We start from the raw sequence: 17,307 nt of genomic DNA, 5'->3' as shown, positions 1-17,307 counted from the left end.
TAATACTTCTTAATACTTATCATTATGTATTTATGTGAACAAACTTGGCGCTGGTATGGTCCGAATGACCCTGTAAGCTTGTGGGATATCAAACAGGCAGGCGCTACCGGTATAGTAAACGCTCTTCATCATATTCCGAATGGCGAAGTGTGGACAGTAGAAGAAATCATGAAGCGTAAGCAAATGATTGAAGAAGTGGGATTGACTTGGTCGGTGGTAGAAAGTGTACCTGTACACGAACATATTAAAACACAGACCGGTGATTTCATGAGATATATCGAAAATTATAAGGAAAGTATCCGCAATCTGGCTAAATGTGGTGTAATGGTAGTTACTTACAACTTTATGCCTGTATTGGACTGGACCCGTACAGACCTTGCCTATACAATGCCTGATGGCTCTAAAGCTCTTCGTTTTGAAAAAGCGGCTTTCGTTGCTTTCGATCTTTTCATCCTGAAACGTCCGAATGCGGAAAAAGACTATACTCCGGAAGAGATAGCTAAAGCAAAAGCTCGTTTCGAACAAATGAGTGAAGACGATAAGAATTTGTTGGTTCGTAATATGATTGCCGGACTTCCGGGATCAGAAGAAAGTTTCACTGTAGCACAGTTTCAGGAAGCACTAGATCGCTATAACGATATTGATGCAGAGAAACTTCGTGCGAATCTGATTTTCTTCTTGAAAGAGATAGCTCCTGTAGCTGATGAAGTAGGGGTGAAGCTGGTGATCCATCCGGACGATCCTCCTTATACAATCTTAGGCTTACCGCGTATCTTGAGTACGGAAGAAGACTTTAGGAAACTGATTGAAGCCGTTCCTAACGAGTCTAACGGCCTCTGCTTATGTACCGGTTCTTTCGGTGTCCGTGCTGACAATGACCTTGCAGGTATGATGGAGCGTTTTGGCGACCGTGTGAATTTTGTACACTTACGTAGCACGCAGCGTGACGAAGAAGGCAACTTCTACGAAGCAAACCATCTGGAAGGAAATGTGGATATGTACAATGTGATGAAGAGTTTGATTCTTCTGCAACAACGTCGTAAATGTTCTATTGCTATGCGTCCTGACCATGGCCATCAGATGATCGACGATTTGAAGAAGAAAACGAATCCGGGATATTCCTGCTTAGGTCGTCTTCGTGGACTGGCAGAACTTCGTGGTTTGGAAATGGGTATAGCCAAGTCTATACTTTAATCAGGATTTATAATTAGCACTGTATTATAAAGGCACTGCGGCTGTTATTGATTGTAATAAGGGCTGTAGTGTCTTTTATTTTGTTTACCTGATATCATTTATAGATTAAAACAGGCTTCCGGTGTGCAGGTCAACTTTAACCTTTTTCGGTTCGGGAATGATAAGAAGCGCTATCTGTGCACACGCTTCGGCATCAGCCAAAGCGTGGTGGTGATTGGTCAAATCATATCCGCACCGTGCTGCTACCGTGTGCAACTGATGATTGGGAAGTTCTTTCCCAAATACTTTTCGTGAAGTACGGCAGGTACAGTAAAACTTATAATTGGGATAAGTCATCTCGTATAACTCATGAACTGCTTTGAGGCAGCCTTCATCAAAAGGACTGTTGTGGGCAACAAGTGGCAAACCGTCTATGAGCGGCTTAATTTCAGCCCATACTTCCGGAAAGTCTTCCGCTTCTTCTGTATCACTGTAAGTCAGTCCATGAACAGCTGTGGTCCATTGAGTATAGTAATTGGGGCGGGGACGGATCAGTCGATAGATTTTGTTTATAATTTTTCCATTCCTTACAATAACAATTCCTACACTACATACACTGGTGCGTTTATCGTTGGCTGTTTCAAAGTCGATAGCTGCGAAGTTTTTCATTATTAACGATAAAAAAGGACGAGTTTCCCCGCCCTAAATGTTTTCACAACGGAATAATCCTTATTGCGATTTGCTTCAAATTAGTTTTGCAAAACTAACTAAATATATTTAGAAAACCAATAGTTTTATACAAAAAAAATAGTAGCTTTGGGAAAAATAATAATACGATGAAAAAAATATTAGGATTAGATTTGGGAACCAATAGTATAGGTTGGGCTGTGTTAAATGCTGCAGATGATAACTCTTTAAAATATATAGAAGCAGCTGGCAGTAGAATTATTCCGATGGATGCAGCTATATTAGGTGATTTTGATAGAGGTAATTCAATTTCTCAAACGGCAGAGCGAACAAGAATTCGTGGAATGCGTCATTTACGAGAACGATATTTGCTTCGTCGAGCAAGATTACATAGAATTCTGAATTTGTTAGGCTTCTTACCCTTTCATTATGCGCAAGACATAGATCGATATGGTAACTTTTCAGCTGATATGGAACCTAAAATAGCTTGGCGTAAAAATCTAGAAGGAGAATTAGAGTTTATTTTTATAGAATCATTTAATGAAATGCTGGAAGACTTTAGGAAAAATCAGCCCGAATTAGTCGCAGATAATAAGAAAGTACCTTATGATTGGGTGATTTATTATCTTCGTAAAAAGGCATTAGAAAAGAAAATATCTAAAGAAGAATTAGCTTGGATTCTTTTAAACTTTAATCAAAAGCGTGGATACTATCAATTACGTGGTGAAGATGACGATGAATCTATGAAAACTGCCAAGACACGGCAGTACTTTGATAAGCAAATTATTAAAAATATAATTGATACTAATCAGACTTATAAAGGGCAAAGAATACTTATTGTTGAGCTACAAAATGGAGATAAAGGTAAAATCTTTAAAAAAGAAATTCCAGACTGGATAGGGCAAGAAAAAAATATTATCGTTACTGTAGATATTGATAAAGATGGGAATGATAAATATGAGGAATCTGGGAGCTTGTCGTGTCGATTTAAAATTCCAACAGACGCAGAATGGGAATCCGAGTGGAAACTTATAAAGATGAAAACCCAAAAAGATTTGGATGAATCTAATAAAACAGTTGGTACTTATATATATGATTCGATTTTGCAAAATCCGACGCAGAAAGTACGTGGAAAATTAGTGCGTACAATTGAACGGAAATACTATAAAGCAGAACTTAAGCAAATATTGGAAAAACAAACTGAATTTCATTCGGAATTGCAGGATAAGGATTTATATATTGAGTGCTTGAACGAATTGTATTCTAATAATGATACCCATCGGAACGCGATTACTGACCGAGACTTTGTTTATTTGTTTATGAATGATATATTATTCTATCAGCGTCCACTTAAGAGTAAAAAGTCTTTAATTGATAACTGTCCATATGAAAGAAATATATATATAGATAAGGAGACGGGAGAGATAAAATATTCACCTATTAAATGTATTGCTAAATCACATCCGTTGTTTCAAGAGTTTCGTTTATGGAAATTTATATCTAGTATTAGAATTTATCAAAGAGAAAGTGTTGTTGAAGTTGTTGATAAACAGTTAGATTTATTTTCTTCACAATCAACTTCTGTTCAGAAATTAGTCACAGATGTAGATGTTACTGATAAATTTTTAACATGTGAGAATGATTATGTGGCTCTTTTTGAATGGCTGAATAAGAAGAAGATTATAGATCAAAAAGAATTTTTGAAATATCGTCCGTTTGGTCTAAAGGGAGATATAGATAATTATCGGTGGAATTATGTGGAAGATAAATCATATCCTTGTAATGAAACACATGCAATGATTTTGACTTATTTTGCAAAAGCAGGTATTTCAGAAGATATTCTAACTAAGGAAATGGAAGAAGCGCTATGGCATATTTTGTATTCTGTAGAAGACAGACAAGAAATTACGAAAGCTTTAAGAACCTTTGCTTCCAAGTATCATTTAAGTGATTCTTTTGTGAAGGTATTTAGCAATATTCCTCCTTTTAAAAAAGAGTATGGTTCTTATTCTGCTAAAGCGATAAAGAAATTACTTTCTTTAATGCGAATGGGAAAATATTGGAGTGAAGATGCTATTGATGTGAATACAAGAGAGCGCATAGATAAGATTGTAACGGGTGAATATGATGAGAAAATTAGAGATAGAGTAAGGGAGAAAACTATCCGATTGAATGATATCAGGCATTTCCGTGCATTACCGGATTGGTTGGCATGCTATGTTGTATACGACCGTCATTCGGAAACTAGAGAAATAACTGAATGGAAATCTCCAGAAGAAATAGATGAATATATACGGAATTTTAAACAGCATTCACTAAGAAATCCGATAGTAGAGCAGGTGATCACAGAAACATTGCGTACTGTGCGTGACATCTGGAAACAGGTAGGTTGTATTGACGAAATTCACGTGGAATTAGGCCGTGAAATGAAGAACCCTGCTGATAAAAGAAAGAGAATTACATCACAGATAATCGAAAATGAGAATGCAAATTTACGAGTGAAAGCTTTGCTTACAGAGTTTGTGAATCCTGAGTTTGAGATAGAAAATGTACGCCCTTATTCGTTGGGCCAGCAGGATATTTTACGTATTTATGAGGATGGAGTATTAAACAGTGTAGCGGAAGTACCTGGCGATATAGCGGGAATATTGAAAAAGTTCAATGAGAATGATGCAAAGAAGCGTCCTACAACAAGTGAAATTCTTCGCTATAAACTATGGCTTGAGCAAAAATATCGTTCGCCTTATACTGGTGAAATGATTCCTCTCAGTAAATTGTTTACATCAGCTTACGAGATTGAGCACGTTATTCCACAATCGCGATATTTCGACGATTCTTTTAGTAATAAGGTAATTTGTGAAGCGGAGGTAAATAAACTTAAAGACAATGCGTTGGGTTATGAGTTTATAAAGAAACATCATGGGGAAAAAGTAGAATTGGGATTTGGTAAGATAGTAGAAATATTTTCAGTTAGTGTATATGAACAATTTGTGAAGGATAATTATTCGCGAAATCGTGGGAAAATGAAAAAACTATTGATGGATGAAATACCGGAGCAATTTATAGAACGTCAATTGAACGACAGTCGTTATATTAGTAAAGTTGTTAAGACATTATTATCCAATGTTGTTCGTGAAAAGGCGGAGCAGGAAGCTGTTTCGAAGAATGTTATTGTTTGTACAGGAGGTGTAACTGATCGCTTAAAGAAAGATTGGGGAATAAATGATGTTTGGAATAAAATAGTGTTACCTCGTTTCCTGCGTTTGAATGAGTTGACAAATTCGACTAATTTTACAGCGAAAAATGCTGCCGGTAATGAGATTCCTGCGATGCCGCTTGAATTACAAAAAGGATTTAATAAAAAAAGAATAGATCATCGACATCATGCGATGGATGCTATTGTGATTGCATGTGCTAATCGTAATATTGTTAATTATTTGAATAATGAATCTGCAAGTAGAAAGGCTAAGATAAGCCGTCATGACTTACAAGCTATTCTATGTGATAAGGTGAGGACAGATGATAAAGGAAATTATCAATGGAGGGTTAAAAAGCCATGGGATACATTTACACAGGATGTATATGTTGCATTGGAAAATATAATTGTTAGTTTTAAACAAAATCTACGTGTTATAAATAAAACGAGTAATTATTATTGGCATTACGAGAACGGAAAGAAAGTTCTAGTAAAACAAGTAAAAGGTGATAGTTGGGCTATTCGTAAACCAATGCATAAAGACACTGTATTTGGAGAGGTGAATTTGCGTAAAGTGAAATCGGTATCTTTAAATGAGGCGCTTAAGAATCCACAGTTTATTGTGGAAAAGGACTTAAAAAGACAATTGTTATCTTTACTTCAACAGAATTTTGATATAAAGAAAATAAAAAAATACTTTGAGGAGCATAAAGATATATGGAGTGATATATCTTTGTCTAAGATGAATATATACTATTTTACAAAAGAAACTAAGGACCGGTATTTTGCAACTCGCAAACCTTTGGATGCAAGTTTTGATAAAAAGAAAATAGAAAGTTGCATCACAGATACTGGAATCCAGCAAATATTACTTCGTCATTTAGAATTAAAAGAAAATGATCCGGAGCGAGCTTTTTCACCAGATGGCATTGACGAAATGAATCGCAATATTATTCAACTGAATAAAGGTAAAGGTCATCATCCCATAGCTAAAGTTCGCGTTTATGAAAAGGCTGATAAGTTTGAGGTAGGACAGCGAGGCAACAAATCTTCTAAATTTGTGGAAGCAGCAAAAGGGACAAATTTATTCTTTGCTGTGTATGAAACTGAATATCCGGATGAAAAAACGAATTCTATTGTACGTAAAAGAAATTATGCAACAATACCTTTGAATATTGCTATTGAAAGACAGAAAAGAGGATTATCTACAGCTCCAGAAGATGAGAAAGGAAATGTCCCCTCTTTTGTCTTATCACCTAATGATTTAGTTTATCTTCCTACTTCTGAAGATATCGTGAATGGTCATATTACTCAACCGATAGATAAAAGTAGGATTTATAAAATGGTCTCTTCTTCTGGAAGTCAATGTTTTTTTATAAAGCATAATATAGCTAATATAATTGTTGATAAATACGAATTTTCACCTCTTAATAAAATGGAAAGGGCAATCTCCAATGAGATGATTAAGGAGATTTGTATTCCTGTTAAAGTTGATAGGTTGGGAAATATTGTCAAATTAGGTAAATCTGAATAGTGTTAGTTCTTAATTTTGAAATGATCTAAATAGTAAGCTTATATTCAATGGAAGAAAACAAGAAAGGTGAGATACTTTTATATCAAACAATAGATGGAGTTTCTAAAATAGAAGTGACTGTATATAATGATATAGTATGGTTGCTAGATCAGGTGGCAGAGCTATTTCAACGTAATAAGTCAACAATATCGCTTCATATTAAAAATATATTTGATTGTGGTGAACTACAGATAGATTCAACTGTTGCAAAATTTGCAACAGTTCAAAAAGAAGGTTTGTATAAAGTAGCATTTGTTTTAGGTAGAAATTCATTTTATTGAAAATTAAAAAAAGAGCGAAAAAAAATGAAGATATAGGATACGTTATAATTATTATACTATTTAACACCTTAAAACTAATACAATGATAAAAAAAACTCTTTATTTTGGAAATCCGGTTTATCTGTCATTGAGGAATGCGCAGTTAGTAATAAAATTACCGGAAATAGAGAAAAATGATATATTGCCAGAGAATTTTAAGCAACAATCTGAAATAACAAAACCTGTTGAAGATATAGGAATAGTGGTTTTAGATAATAAACAGATTACTATTACATCAGGAGTACTTGAAGCATTGCTTGAGAACAATAGTGCTGTTATAACCTGTGATAGCAAAAGCATGCCCGTGGGATTGATGCTTCCTTTATATGGAAATACAACTCAAAATGAACGCTTTCGTCAACAGTTGGATGCTTCAGTACCATTGAAAAAACAGCTTTGGCAGCAAACTATTAAGTCGAAAATAGATAATCAAGCCTCTGTTTTGGAGAAGTGTACTGCGGAAGAAGTGAAGTGTATGCGTATTTGGGCGAATGATGTGAAAAGTGGTGATCCTGATAATTTAGAAGCACGTGCTGCTGCCTATTATTGGAAGGGACTATTTGCTAATGTTAAGGGGTTCACTCGTGAACGCGAAGGCATTTCTCCCAATAATCTACTAAATTATGGATATGCTATACTTCGTGCAATTGTAGCCCGTGGATTAGTGACAAGCGGATTACTTCCAACTTTGGGTATTCATCATCATAATCGTTACAATGCCTATTGTTTGGCTGACGATATAATGGAACCTTATCGTCCTTATGTGGATGAGTTGGTTTTTGGGTTGGTTCAGTTGCATGGGAGTAATTTGGAATTAACTAAAGAAATAAAAGCTTGTTTATTGACTATCCCTACATTGGAAGTGAAAATAGGTGGAAAGCGTAGTCCTTTGATGGTTGCTGTTGGACAAACAACTGCATCATTGTATAAGTGTTTTGATGGAGAATTACGTCGTATAAGTTATCCCGAACGTTAATGGATCGTTTTAGTGAATATCGTATTATGTGGGTACTTGTTCTTTTTGATTTACCAACGGAGACGAAGAAAGATAAAAGAGCCTATGCTGATTTTAGAAAGAATTTACAGAAAGACGGCTTTACTATGTTTCAATTTTCTATTTATGTACGACATTGTGCTAGTAGTGAAAATGCAGCAGTACATATAAAAAGGGTTAAATCTTTTCTTCCTGAATATGGGCAGATTGGAATTATGTGCATAACTGATAAACAATTTGGGGATATTGAACTTTTTTATGGGAAAAAGATACAGATGGTGAATACGCCAGGACAACAGTTAGAACTATTTTAAAATAAAAAATCCCGTAGAAAAAACGGGATTTTTTGTTAAATACAGCTTCTTTTTTATTTCCTATATTAGGCTTTAGTATGTTGTGCTACAGTTAGATATGTAGATTCGGCTGTATTCAATGGCTCAAAGATACTAATTTGAAAGCAAATCACAACCATTCTTCGCGCTTACTTTTGAAGAAGCGTGCTGTATTCAATGGCTCAAAGATACTAATTTGAAAGCAAATCACAACGTAAGTTTCATAGGTATACAAAATTTAAGGCTGTATTCAATGGCTCAAAGATACTAATTTGAAAGCAAATCACAACCCGCTGTATATACTGTTTCTAGCCAATCTCGCTGTATTCAATGGCTCAAAGATACTAATTTGAAAGCAAATCACAACCTCTTTCCACATTTGCAGATTTCGTTTGTGCTGTATTCAATGGCTCAAAGATACTAATTTGAAAGCAAATCACAACTTCGTAACGTCTGTTTAATACCATGAAGTGCTGTATTCAATGGCTCAAAGATACTAATTTGAAAGCAAATCACAACTGCCTTTATCTTCAGCATATAACCACAATAGCTGTATTCAATGGCTCAAAGATACTAATTTGAAAGCAAATCACAACATCAAAATTAACGCTTACAATTTCTGATATGCTGTATTCAATGGCTCAAAGATACTAATTTGAAAGCAAATCACAACTTATCTTGTGATCCATCATTTTTATACCCGCTGTATTCAATGGCTCAAAGATACTAATTTGAAAGCAAATCACAACCGTTTTGGTCATGGATATCGTGCTCTTGAGCTGTATTCAATGGCTCAAAGATACTAATTTGAAAGCAAATCACAACTTGTTTACCACGCCTAAGCAGGGAAAGATGCTGTATTCAATGGCTCAAAGATACTAATTTGAAAGCAAATCACAACACCATGAAAGTAACTCCAAATCAATGGATAGCTGTATTCAATGGCTCAAAGATACTAATTTGAAAGCAAATCACAACATGTGTGATCTAACAATGAGATGGACTTATGCTGTATTCAATGGCTCAAAGATACTAATTTGAAAGCAAATCACAACAGTGTAATCAAAAAGATAACAATTAACAAGCTGTATTCAATGGCTCAAAGATACTAATTTGAAAGCAAATCACAACGCAGGGATCATTTAACAACGGTGCAGCCGCGCTGTATTCAATGGCTCAAAGATACTAATTTGAAAGCAAATCACAACTCTATGCATTAATGCAAATATCTATAAATGCTGTATTCAATGGCTCAAAGATACTAATTTGAAAGCAAATCACAACGGTATATCTTGAACTCTTCCCATTTCTGAGGCTGTATTCAATGGCTCAAAGATACTAATTTGAAAGCAAATCACAACCCTACAGAGGTCTTCTTGATCATTATCAGGCTGTATTCAATGGCTCAAAGATACTAATTTGAAAGCAAATCACAACAATATGCCTCTCATGCGCAATATCTCTGAAGCTGTATTCAATGGCTCAAAGATACTAATTTGAAAGCAAATCACAACAATTCATTCATTCGTGACAATCGTAATAAGCTGTATTCAATGGCTCAAAGATACTAATTTGAAAGCAAATCACAACTTATTGTCGCCTAGTGTATTCTTTCCTAAGCTGTATTCAATGGCTCAAAGATACTAATTTGAAAGCAAATCACAACAATCAAAATTACGCAAGCAAAGAGATGGCAGCTGTATTCAATGGCTCAAAGATACTAATTTGAAAGCAAATCACAACAGCTAAGTATTCATCATTTAATTAATATCGCTGTATTCAATGGCTCAAAGATACTAATTTGAAAGCAAATCACAACCGCGAATGGAGAACATCGCAAGCAGACTGGCTGTATTCAATGGCTCAAAGATACTAATTTGAAAGCAAATCACAACTGTATCCGTTCTTTAAGGTTAATCCTAATAGCTGTATTCAATGGCTCAAAGATACTAATTTGAAAGCAAATCACAACATGCTTCTAGCGTTTAACTCCAATCCGGTAGCTGTATTCAATGGCTCAAAGATACTAATTTGAAAGCAAATCACAACTCACTTAACTCCAGAGTTGTTGCCGACAGGCTGTATTCAATGGCTCAAAGATACTAATTTGAAAGCAAATCACAACATAAAACTTTTATATACGTGAGGTCTTTCTGCTGTATTCAATGGCTCAAAGATACTAATTTGAAAGCAAATCACAACATGATTAAGTCTAATACTTCACTTGTTAGCGCTGTATTCAATGGCTCAAAGATACTAATTTGAAAGCAAATCACAACATCCTCTCCCGGTTTGCCATCTGCACCCGGCTGTATTCAATGGCTCAAAGATACTAATTTGAAAGCAAATCACAACCGGAAGTGGTTCCTTCCCGCTTTTGCATCGCTGTATTCAATGGCTCAAAGATACTAATTTGAAAGCAAATCACAACCATCTACAGCAGATAATTATAAAGGGAGTAGCTGTATTCAATGGCTCAAAGATACTAATTTGAAAGCAAATCACAACGATGTCAAGCAGGCAAACGGTAGGGAAATAGCTGTATTCAATGGCTCAAAGATACTAATTTGAAAGCAAATCACAACCGCACTTTCCGGTCCCCGGTCCTGAATACTGCTGTATTCAATGGCTCAAAGATACTAATTTGAAAGCAAATCACAACAAAGCAAGTTGCGTAAAAAAAGAGATGGCGCTGTATTCAATGGCTCAAATTTAGATATAAATTGCGATTTATATGCCAGTGTAATAAGAAAAAGTCAAGCCCACCCCTATCTTTATGGCGTGAGAGGTATCGATGGACGAGCCTCAAAATAAATGTTTGACGAGCTCATAGTCTCAAAAATGTTATCTCCAATGAGAATAGTATGTGGTCTTGACGTTCACAAAGATAGTGTATTTGCCTGTATCTTGAATGATAATGGCGACAAACTAGAATTCAAATATGGTGTTTTGACGCCTGAGTTGGAAGAGTTACATCAAGTTAGTGAACTCTTATTTCATCAAGTAGTTGCCTGGTAGGAAGAGTGATGTCCGTGATGCGGCTTGGATTGCGGAATGTACCATGAAGGATTTGATCCGTGGAAGTTTTGTTTCCGGCACTATTGTTCAGCGTATGCGGCAATATAACCGTCGTATATTTTACTTAAATAAAGAAATCGTTTACAAGCTTACTAAATTGGTCGCTGTTCTTCAATATTGTAACATTCGCATAAGTAACTATGTTTCCTCGACCGATAGCAAAACTACAAAGAAGTAGTCCGTCTTATTTCAGAAGCTATCAACGATGCCAATTATCTTTCCTGTGTTATTCATGGGCGCACAGTAAACCGTGTGGGTAAAGATGTTATTATCAACTAATTGACGTGCGCCATATCGGAAGTTGACATTGATTTAATTGGTCAGTATCTGGAAGAAATAGATCTTTTTCAGAGGCATAAGCAAGAGAAGCTGACTCAAATGTGCCAGAATGAATTTCCCAAAGAGTTTGAAAATCTCCAGACTATCCCGGGAGTCAAGGAACGTTCCGCCGCCTCCATATTAGCAGAAATAGGAGCGGACATGAAAATGTTTACCGCATCATCCCTAGTGTCATGGTGCGGCTTCAAACCTCGAAATGAAGAGAGTGTAGGAGAAATCAAATCGCGTAGAATCCGCATGGTAATAAATATATTCGAAAGATAATGATTGAATGTGCGTGGGGTGCAGCAAAACCCAGAACTGTTTCTTCTCGAAATTTAGTTATACACAAACTGTTATCAGAAAGAAAAATGCTATGAAAGTCAAAGTGGCTGTCGCTAGAAAAATGTAAATGGCTATTTGGTATGTATTATCAGAAAGCAAGCCTTATATCGATTATAAGAAGCCTGATACAATAGGCTACTCATAATATACCGCTTATTGTAAGGCCAGTATCTTTGTGGTAGTTTTTTGACACCGTCTTGTAAATAGACTGATGCTTTGCGGCTTAGGATGCCAGTGCTGGGACGTGAGAGCCCGAAGAGGAAAACGAAGAATAAAAAGCAGCAAGACTACCCTGCTAAAGGTGCCCAAGAAACTCCATGTGCCTCAAAGAAGAAGAAAAGACAAGCGGGAGGCATAAAGACAGGCGTGATCTTGACTTAAATTCGTTTTCTTAGAGAAAAGATACTAATTTTGAAAGTAAATCACAACATGCTCTATATCTATTTGGGTATGTTTTAATAGATTGAAAACTCTGTTTCCATCGAATCTTTTTTATATGTCAATCCATGGATTTTTGTCATCCACTGAATATAATAATTGGGAGCCGGACGAATCATTCGGTATATCTTATCTACAATTTTCCCTCCTCTGACAATGACTACCCCAATGCTATATACACTGGTAAGTTTACCGTTGGCCGTTTCAAAGTTGATAGCTGCGAAGTTTTCCATTATTTCCGATGTTTTTAATTGTAAATATACAAATTAGCATTTATTCTCTTTATATTTGCGTATAAAATATACCGATGTACACAGAATATCAGCCCTCTTACTTACTTGCTCCCTATATCGATAATTATTGGGAATTTAAGGGAAAACCGGAATATGGTATGCGTATCCATATTTTGCCGGATGGTTGTACCGATTTTATTTTTACGTTGGGAGATGTGGTGAGTACGGTCAAAGAAGAAACGCTGGTCATGCAGCCTTATAGTGCTTACTTTGTAGGTCCGATGACGAAGTATTCGGAACTTGTTACTTATGCCGAATCTGTACATCAGTTCGGTGTCCGTTTTCTGCCTTGCGGATTATCCTGTTTTACAAAGTTACCTTTGCATGAATTTGCGAACCACAGAATCAGTACGAATGAGATGCAGGCAGTTTTCGATATTACCTTTATTGAAAGGTTGTGTGAGCAAAACCACGTGCAAGGCAGGATTCAGATCGTTGAAGAATATCTCTTGACGTATCTTGCACATAATTACCAGCCTGTTGACTCTCAGGTTGCTGTAGCGGTGGATATGATCAATCAATCCGGTGGAAAACGTACGGTTCGCAGTCTGATGGATGAGGTATGCTTGTGCCAACGTCATTTTGAACGGAAATTTAAGCACTGCACCGGGTTTACCCCTAAAGAATATAGCCGCATTGTTAAGTTCAGAAATGCAGTGGAATTACTGAGGAATACGACATCTGTCAATTTACTGACTACTGCTATTGATACCGGGTATTATGATTTGGCGCATTTCTCAAAAGAAATCAAGTCATTGTCGGGCAATACACCTTCATCGTTTCTCTCGCTTACGGTTCCGGAAGATAGAACGCTGACATATATCGAGCCGTAGATCCCAATGAGTGAAAGTCGATTTTTTACAACAGAACGGTCTCATGTACTCTTATCTTTGTAGCGAAATATATAAATACAATAAGAGTATGTCAACAAAAACGATGAAAGAGAAAGCTGCGGAATTATTGCGGAAATGTGAAGTTGTAGTGCTGTCTTCCGTGAATAAAGAAGGTTATCCGCGTCCTGTACCAATGAGTAAAATCGCAGCGGAAGGGATTTCTGCTATCTGGATGTCTACCGGAGCAAATTCATTAAAGACGATTGATTTCTTGTCAAATCCGAAAGCCGGATTATGCTTTCAGGAAAAGGGGGACAGTGTGGCATTGATGGGAGAGGTGGAAGTCGTAACGGACGAGAAGTTAAAGAAGGAACTCTGGCAGGACTGGTTTATCGAACATTTTCCCGGTGGTCCTACAGATCCGGGGTATGTATTGCTGAAATTCACAGCCAATCACGCGACTTACTGGATTGAAGGTACTTTTATTCATAAAAAGCTTAATTAATCTTGTTGTAGAGTGATTGTGAAATACCGGACTTGATGAGTATCGGTACACTTGTATGAGAAAAAAGAGAAAAACAGATCCTCTTACAGACGGATTGTTCTTCTCTTTTATGTTTGGACTGGATGATTTATTTCGTCAGCCTGAAACTCATTTAGAATTCAAACTTTTCCAGCTTCATTTCAGCTAATTCCTGAATGATACCTACGTATTGGGCAAAATGAGCGGATTTCTCATGAGCTGCCAATACTTCGGCATTCTGCCATGTTTCGCAAATCATGAAAACATCACGGCGGGTACTACTTTCAAAAGTATCATAAGCAATACATCCTTCTTCTTTCAAAGAACAAGCTGTCAGTTCTTTTGCTGCTTCAATCGCTTTTTCGCGGTTTGTTTCGTTTACACGAACAAAAACATTTAATCTGATCATAGTCTTTTTGTTATTTATATGATTAAAAAGAACGGTTTCATCACTGTGTCTGTGAAGAACCGAAGGCAAAGATACAATTTTTCTGTAGCTTCCAACAGGCTGTTTTCAAAATTTCATATAAACTTCACATAATCAAAAAAAACGGCTATATTTGCATCTAAATTCTAAAAGCAGCTATTTTGGGCACAATTCTTAAATTTGTTATAGCTTACTATTAGCCTCATAAACCACAGGCTAATTTCTTTTGTTTGAGTAGTTCTACTTGAACCGGTTTTTCATTTTATCAATTTTATTATTCACTGTATCGGTTTTTACAACGGATGCAATTGGGTATTCAGGCTTTTAGTCAGATTCCTTTTGACGGTCAGAAAGCTGCGGATACATGGAGAATGAATGGAAAATTTCGTAAGAAATACTAAGCTGAACATAGAAGAAGAAATAAAAAGGATAGAGCAACAGCCGATTGAAACTCTTGATAAGATAAAGAAGATCATCGATGTCATACAGGTTTCGCTTGCTTTGCTGAAAACGGCCGTTATCGGATATCAATTTCAAAATCCTGAAGAAGAGATTCTTTTCTTTAAGGTCTGGAAACCGCAGATTTCCGGGCTGCTGATGTTTTATGTCCGTTTATATCAGATTGAAAAGAACCGTGCTGACAAGTCCCTGTCAGTCCAATGCAGATATTTAAAGATGGAACTGGAGAATATACAGAAGTCTTTTTTGAATAATAGCTTTTATGATTATTACCGTGCCGGTCAGACTGTACTTGACAACCAATATTTTATCCGTGCGAATTATGATATTCTTTCTGACATTCATTATCATTTGCTGGACAGGGATTCCTCTTTTACCACTTTGCACGATTCAAGTGTCGCAATGATTCTGGCAAATCAGCATTTGATAGAATATATATCGGGTGAAATAGATTCGCTATCGGAAAAATTACAGCTTAAATTCATCTCCATAGTAGACAGTAAGTTGCTGCAATGGACGGATAGTAAAGTGGCTTTGGTGGAATTTATTTATGCACTGTATGCAGGGAAATGCTTTAATAATGGAAATACCAGTCTGAAGGACATCGCTTTCTGTTGTGAGGCTCTTTTCAATATTGAGATTGGCGACTTTTATCGTATCTTCCTGGAAATCAGAAACCGGAAGAAGAGCCGAACACAATTTCTGGATAAATTGAAGGATAAAATACAAAAGATGATGGACGAACTTGACGGATAAATTTCATGGTATCTTGTGACATCTTGTGAATTTTACAAATGGCTTATATCCAACTTTGCGGAGACAAATAATTGATTCACAAAGAAAGATAACAGATTTGTATATTTATGGATACAACATTTACCTGGGAGATAAAAGCAAAGAACTCTCCTTTATTAATTAAGAAATGCAGTCATTGTGATAGTGACCGATTTTATTGTAGTGATAAGTTTAGAATGAATGCGCAGAAGAAGAACATTGATGTCTGGCTGATATATAGGTGTGTGAAATGTGACCATACGTGTAATATTACTTTGTTGTCGCGTACCAAACCGGATCTGATAGATAAAACTCTGTTTCACAGCTTTTCCATGAATGATTGGAAAGCGGCCTGGAAATATGCTTTTTCAGCCGAACTTGCCGGCAGGAATAACCTGAAACCAGATTATGATAGTGTGGAGTATGAGGTTGCAGGGCATTTTTCAAAAGAAGATATAACTCATGTATCTGATGAGACAATAAAGATTCAGGTCAGATGTGAGTTTGAGTTTAATCTGAAACTGTCCTCTTTATTAAAAAGGAATTTTCTTCTTTCCAGTACTCGGTTAAAGCGCTTGTTCGAACAGGGAGTGATTTCGCTTCTTTCCGGTAAAGTACCACAGAAATATAAAGTAAAGGATGGGGATATCATATTGATAGATAAAGAGTATTTGCTTGGTATGATGGATTTTGTTGATAGCTTTATTGCAAAAGCGGGCATTGATTAATTTATTATTACTACTTTTGTTTTATGAGGAATAGATGAGTTCATAAACTAAGTAATATTATAAATTCAGCAGTATGAGAAAGTTATTTTTATTAGTTTTTGCTTTATGTGTATGGAGTGTCTTTGCCGATGCTCAGGAGGGTGCGGGAAGATATATTGAGGTGACCGGTTCTTCTGAAATTGAAGTTGTTCCGGATGAAATTCATTTTTTGATTCAGATAAAAGAATATTGGCAAGAGGAGTTCGTTCCGAAATCCAAGCCGGAGGATTATAAAACAAAGGTTCCATTGGAATGGATTGAGAAGGATTTACGGCGGGTTTTGAGTAGAGCCGGAATCTCGGATGAGGCTATTCGTGTACAGGAAATAGGAGATTATTGGCGTCAGAAAGGAAAAGAGTTTCTGATAGGTAAGCAACTGGATATCCGGCTCACAGATTTTGAACAGATCAATACTATCATTAAGAAAGTTGATACGAGAGGCATTGAGTCTATGCGTATTGGAGAGTTGAAGCACAAGGATTTGCCGAATTATCGGAAGCAAGGTAAAATAGAAGCATTGAAAGCGGCTCGTGAAAAGGCCTCTTATCTTGTGGAAGCGATGGGACAAAAACTGGGTGAGGTCATTCGTATCGTCGAACCTGCTTCGAGCTATGTAAGTCCTTATACTCTTTTTCAGGCACAAAGTAATGTCAGTATGGGATCGGCTACCACCGAGCAATATCGTGTTATCAAGCTACGATACGAGATGACGGCCCGTTTTGCTATTGAATAATAATGAATGAGGCGAAAATACCCACAAGAAAGTATTTTCGCCTT

The 17,307-nt window shown here is 36.4% G+C and carries 11 protein-coding genes, 3 pseudogenes and 1 CRISPR repeat array; of the genes and pseudogenes, 11 read left to right on the top strand and 3 right to left on the bottom strand.

Annotated elements, in window-relative coordinates:
- Positions 1-24 precede the first annotated feature (24 nt).
- Complete coding sequence (gene uxuA, locus K6V30_RS20455; protein ID WP_010538691.1) at positions 25-1,194, top strand: mannonate dehydratase; 1,170 nt, start codon at positions 25-27, stop codon at positions 1,192-1,194.
- A gap of 105 nt (positions 1,195-1,299) precedes the next feature.
- On the opposite strand, the gene K6V30_RS20450 is transcribed toward uxuA, so the two are convergent.
- A complete protein-coding gene (locus K6V30_RS20450; RefSeq protein WP_055268998.1) occupies positions 1,300-1,842 on the bottom strand; it encodes a 3'-5' exonuclease in 543 nt (180 codons plus the stop codon).
- 167 nt (positions 1,843-2,009) lie between these two features.
- Here K6V30_RS20450 and cas9 point away from each other — a divergent pair, with 167 nt between their 5' ends.
- The 5 genes and pseudogenes from cas9 (at position 2,010) to K6V30_RS25420 (ending at position 12,161) form a co-directional block, all read left to right on the top strand.
- Positions 2,010-6,590, top strand: a complete 4,581-nt coding sequence (cas9, locus tag K6V30_RS20445) for a type II CRISPR RNA-guided endonuclease Cas9 (protein WP_055268997.1) — start codon at positions 2,010-2,012, stop codon at positions 6,588-6,590.
- Between the two features lie 47 nt (positions 6,591-6,637).
- A pseudogene (locus K6V30_RS20440) lies at positions 6,638-6,883 on the top strand (virulence RhuM family protein); the annotation flags it as partial.
- Between the two features lie 109 nt (positions 6,884-6,992).
- Positions 6,993-7,925 carry a type II CRISPR-associated endonuclease Cas1 gene (cas1, locus tag K6V30_RS20435; protein WP_010538687.1) on the top strand — a complete coding sequence of 311 codons (933 nt, stop codon included), beginning with the start codon at positions 6,993-6,995 and terminating at the stop codon, positions 7,923-7,925.
- A complete protein-coding gene (gene cas2, locus K6V30_RS20430; RefSeq protein WP_010538686.1) occupies positions 7,925-8,257 on the top strand; it encodes a CRISPR-associated endonuclease Cas2 in 333 nt (110 codons plus the stop codon). Before cas1 ends, cas2 begins: the two co-directional genes overlap by 1 nt.
- Before the next feature lie 108 nt (positions 8,258-8,365).
- Positions 8,366-10,937: direct repeats of the CRISPR family, unit length 47 nt; unit sequence GCTGTATTCAATGGCTCAAAGATACTAATTTGAAAGCAAATCACAAC.
- Between the two features lie 191 nt (positions 10,938-11,128).
- Positions 11,129-12,161: pseudogene (locus K6V30_RS25420) on the top strand (transposase).
- A gap of 325 nt (positions 12,162-12,486) precedes the next feature.
- On the opposite strand, the pseudogene K6V30_RS20420 reads toward K6V30_RS25420, so the two are convergent.
- Positions 12,487-12,687: pseudogene (locus K6V30_RS20420) on the bottom strand (DNA polymerase III subunit epsilon); the annotation flags it as partial.
- A gap of 74 nt (positions 12,688-12,761) precedes the next feature.
- Here K6V30_RS20420 and K6V30_RS20415 point away from each other — a divergent pair.
- Together K6V30_RS20415 and K6V30_RS20410 are read left to right on the top strand one after the other, a co-directional pair.
- Positions 12,762-13,580: a helix-turn-helix domain-containing protein gene (locus K6V30_RS20415; RefSeq protein WP_055268996.1), complete on the top strand. Its 819-nt coding sequence runs from the start codon at positions 12,762-12,764 to the stop codon at positions 13,578-13,580.
- An 88-nt stretch (positions 13,581-13,668) separates the two neighbouring features.
- Positions 13,669-14,085 (top strand): pyridoxamine 5'-phosphate oxidase family protein, encoded by a 417-nt coding sequence (locus tag K6V30_RS20410; protein WP_055268995.1) that lies wholly within the window; start codon positions 13,669-13,671, stop codon positions 14,083-14,085.
- Between the two features lie 151 nt (positions 14,086-14,236).
- Here the strand turns inward: K6V30_RS20410 and K6V30_RS20405 are convergent, their stop codons facing one another.
- Positions 14,237-14,512, bottom strand: coding sequence for a putative quinol monooxygenase (locus tag K6V30_RS20405; protein ID WP_010538682.1), 276 nt, complete (start codon positions 14,510-14,512; stop codon positions 14,237-14,239).
- A gap of 393 nt (positions 14,513-14,905) precedes the next feature.
- Here K6V30_RS20405 and K6V30_RS20400 point away from each other — a divergent pair, with 393 nt between their 5' ends.
- The 3 genes from K6V30_RS20400 (at position 14,906) to K6V30_RS20390 (ending at position 17,263) form a co-directional block, all read left to right on the top strand.
- Positions 14,906-15,745 carry an RteC domain-containing protein gene (locus K6V30_RS20400; RefSeq protein WP_022302331.1) on the top strand — a complete coding sequence of 280 codons (840 nt, stop codon included), beginning with the start codon at positions 14,906-14,908 and terminating at the stop codon, positions 15,743-15,745.
- Between the two features lie 107 nt (positions 15,746-15,852).
- A complete protein-coding gene (locus K6V30_RS20395) occupies positions 15,853-16,491 on the top strand; it encodes a DUF1062 domain-containing protein (protein ID WP_055268994.1) in 639 nt (212 codons plus the stop codon).
- Positions 16,492-16,564: 73 nt separating this feature from the next.
- The gene (locus K6V30_RS20390; RefSeq protein WP_055268993.1) at positions 16,565-17,263 is read left to right on the top strand and encodes an SIMPL domain-containing protein; all 699 of its coding nucleotides are present in this window, start codon (positions 16,565-16,567) and stop codon (positions 17,261-17,263) included.
- Positions 17,264-17,307 lie beyond the last annotated feature (44 nt).

This window comes from Bacteroides faecis, from assembly GCF_020091505.1.
In the GTDB taxonomy this organism is placed as follows: domain Bacteria; phylum Bacteroidota; class Bacteroidia; order Bacteroidales; family Bacteroidaceae; genus Bacteroides; species Bacteroides faecis.
This window is presented reverse-complemented; position numbering and strand designations above follow the sequence as displayed.

What these genes read in the sequence shown, in the direction of transcription:
- uxuA (WP_010538691.1), top strand. Translation starts at nt 25, where the DNA reads ATGTATTTATGTGAACAAACTTGGCGCTGGTATGGTCCGAATGACCCT.
- K6V30_RS20450 (WP_055268998.1), bottom strand. Translation starts at nt 1,842, where the DNA reads ATGAAAAACTTCGCAGCTATCGACTTTGAAACAGCCAACGATAAACGC.
- cas9 (WP_055268997.1), top strand. Translation starts at nt 2,010, where the DNA reads ATGAAAAAAATATTAGGATTAGATTTGGGAACCAATAGTATAGGTTGG.
- cas1 (WP_010538687.1), top strand. Translation starts at nt 6,993, where the DNA reads ATGATAAAAAAAACTCTTTATTTTGGAAATCCGGTTTATCTGTCATTG.
- cas2 (WP_010538686.1), top strand. Translation starts at nt 7,925, where the DNA reads ATGGATCGTTTTAGTGAATATCGTATTATGTGGGTACTTGTTCTTTTT.
- K6V30_RS20415 (WP_055268996.1), top strand. Translation starts at nt 12,762, where the DNA reads ATGTACACAGAATATCAGCCCTCTTACTTACTTGCTCCCTATATCGAT.
- K6V30_RS20410 (WP_055268995.1), top strand. Translation starts at nt 13,669, where the DNA reads ATGTCAACAAAAACGATGAAAGAGAAAGCTGCGGAATTATTGCGGAAA.
- K6V30_RS20405 (WP_010538682.1), bottom strand. Translation starts at nt 14,512, where the DNA reads ATGATCAGATTAAATGTTTTTGTTCGTGTAAACGAAACAAACCGCGAA.
- K6V30_RS20400 (WP_022302331.1), top strand. Translation starts at nt 14,906, where the DNA reads ATGGAAAATTTCGTAAGAAATACTAAGCTGAACATAGAAGAAGAAATA.
- K6V30_RS20395 (WP_055268994.1), top strand. Translation starts at nt 15,853, where the DNA reads ATGGATACAACATTTACCTGGGAGATAAAAGCAAAGAACTCTCCTTTA.
- K6V30_RS20390 (WP_055268993.1), top strand. Translation starts at nt 16,565, where the DNA reads ATGAGAAAGTTATTTTTATTAGTTTTTGCTTTATGTGTATGGAGTGTC.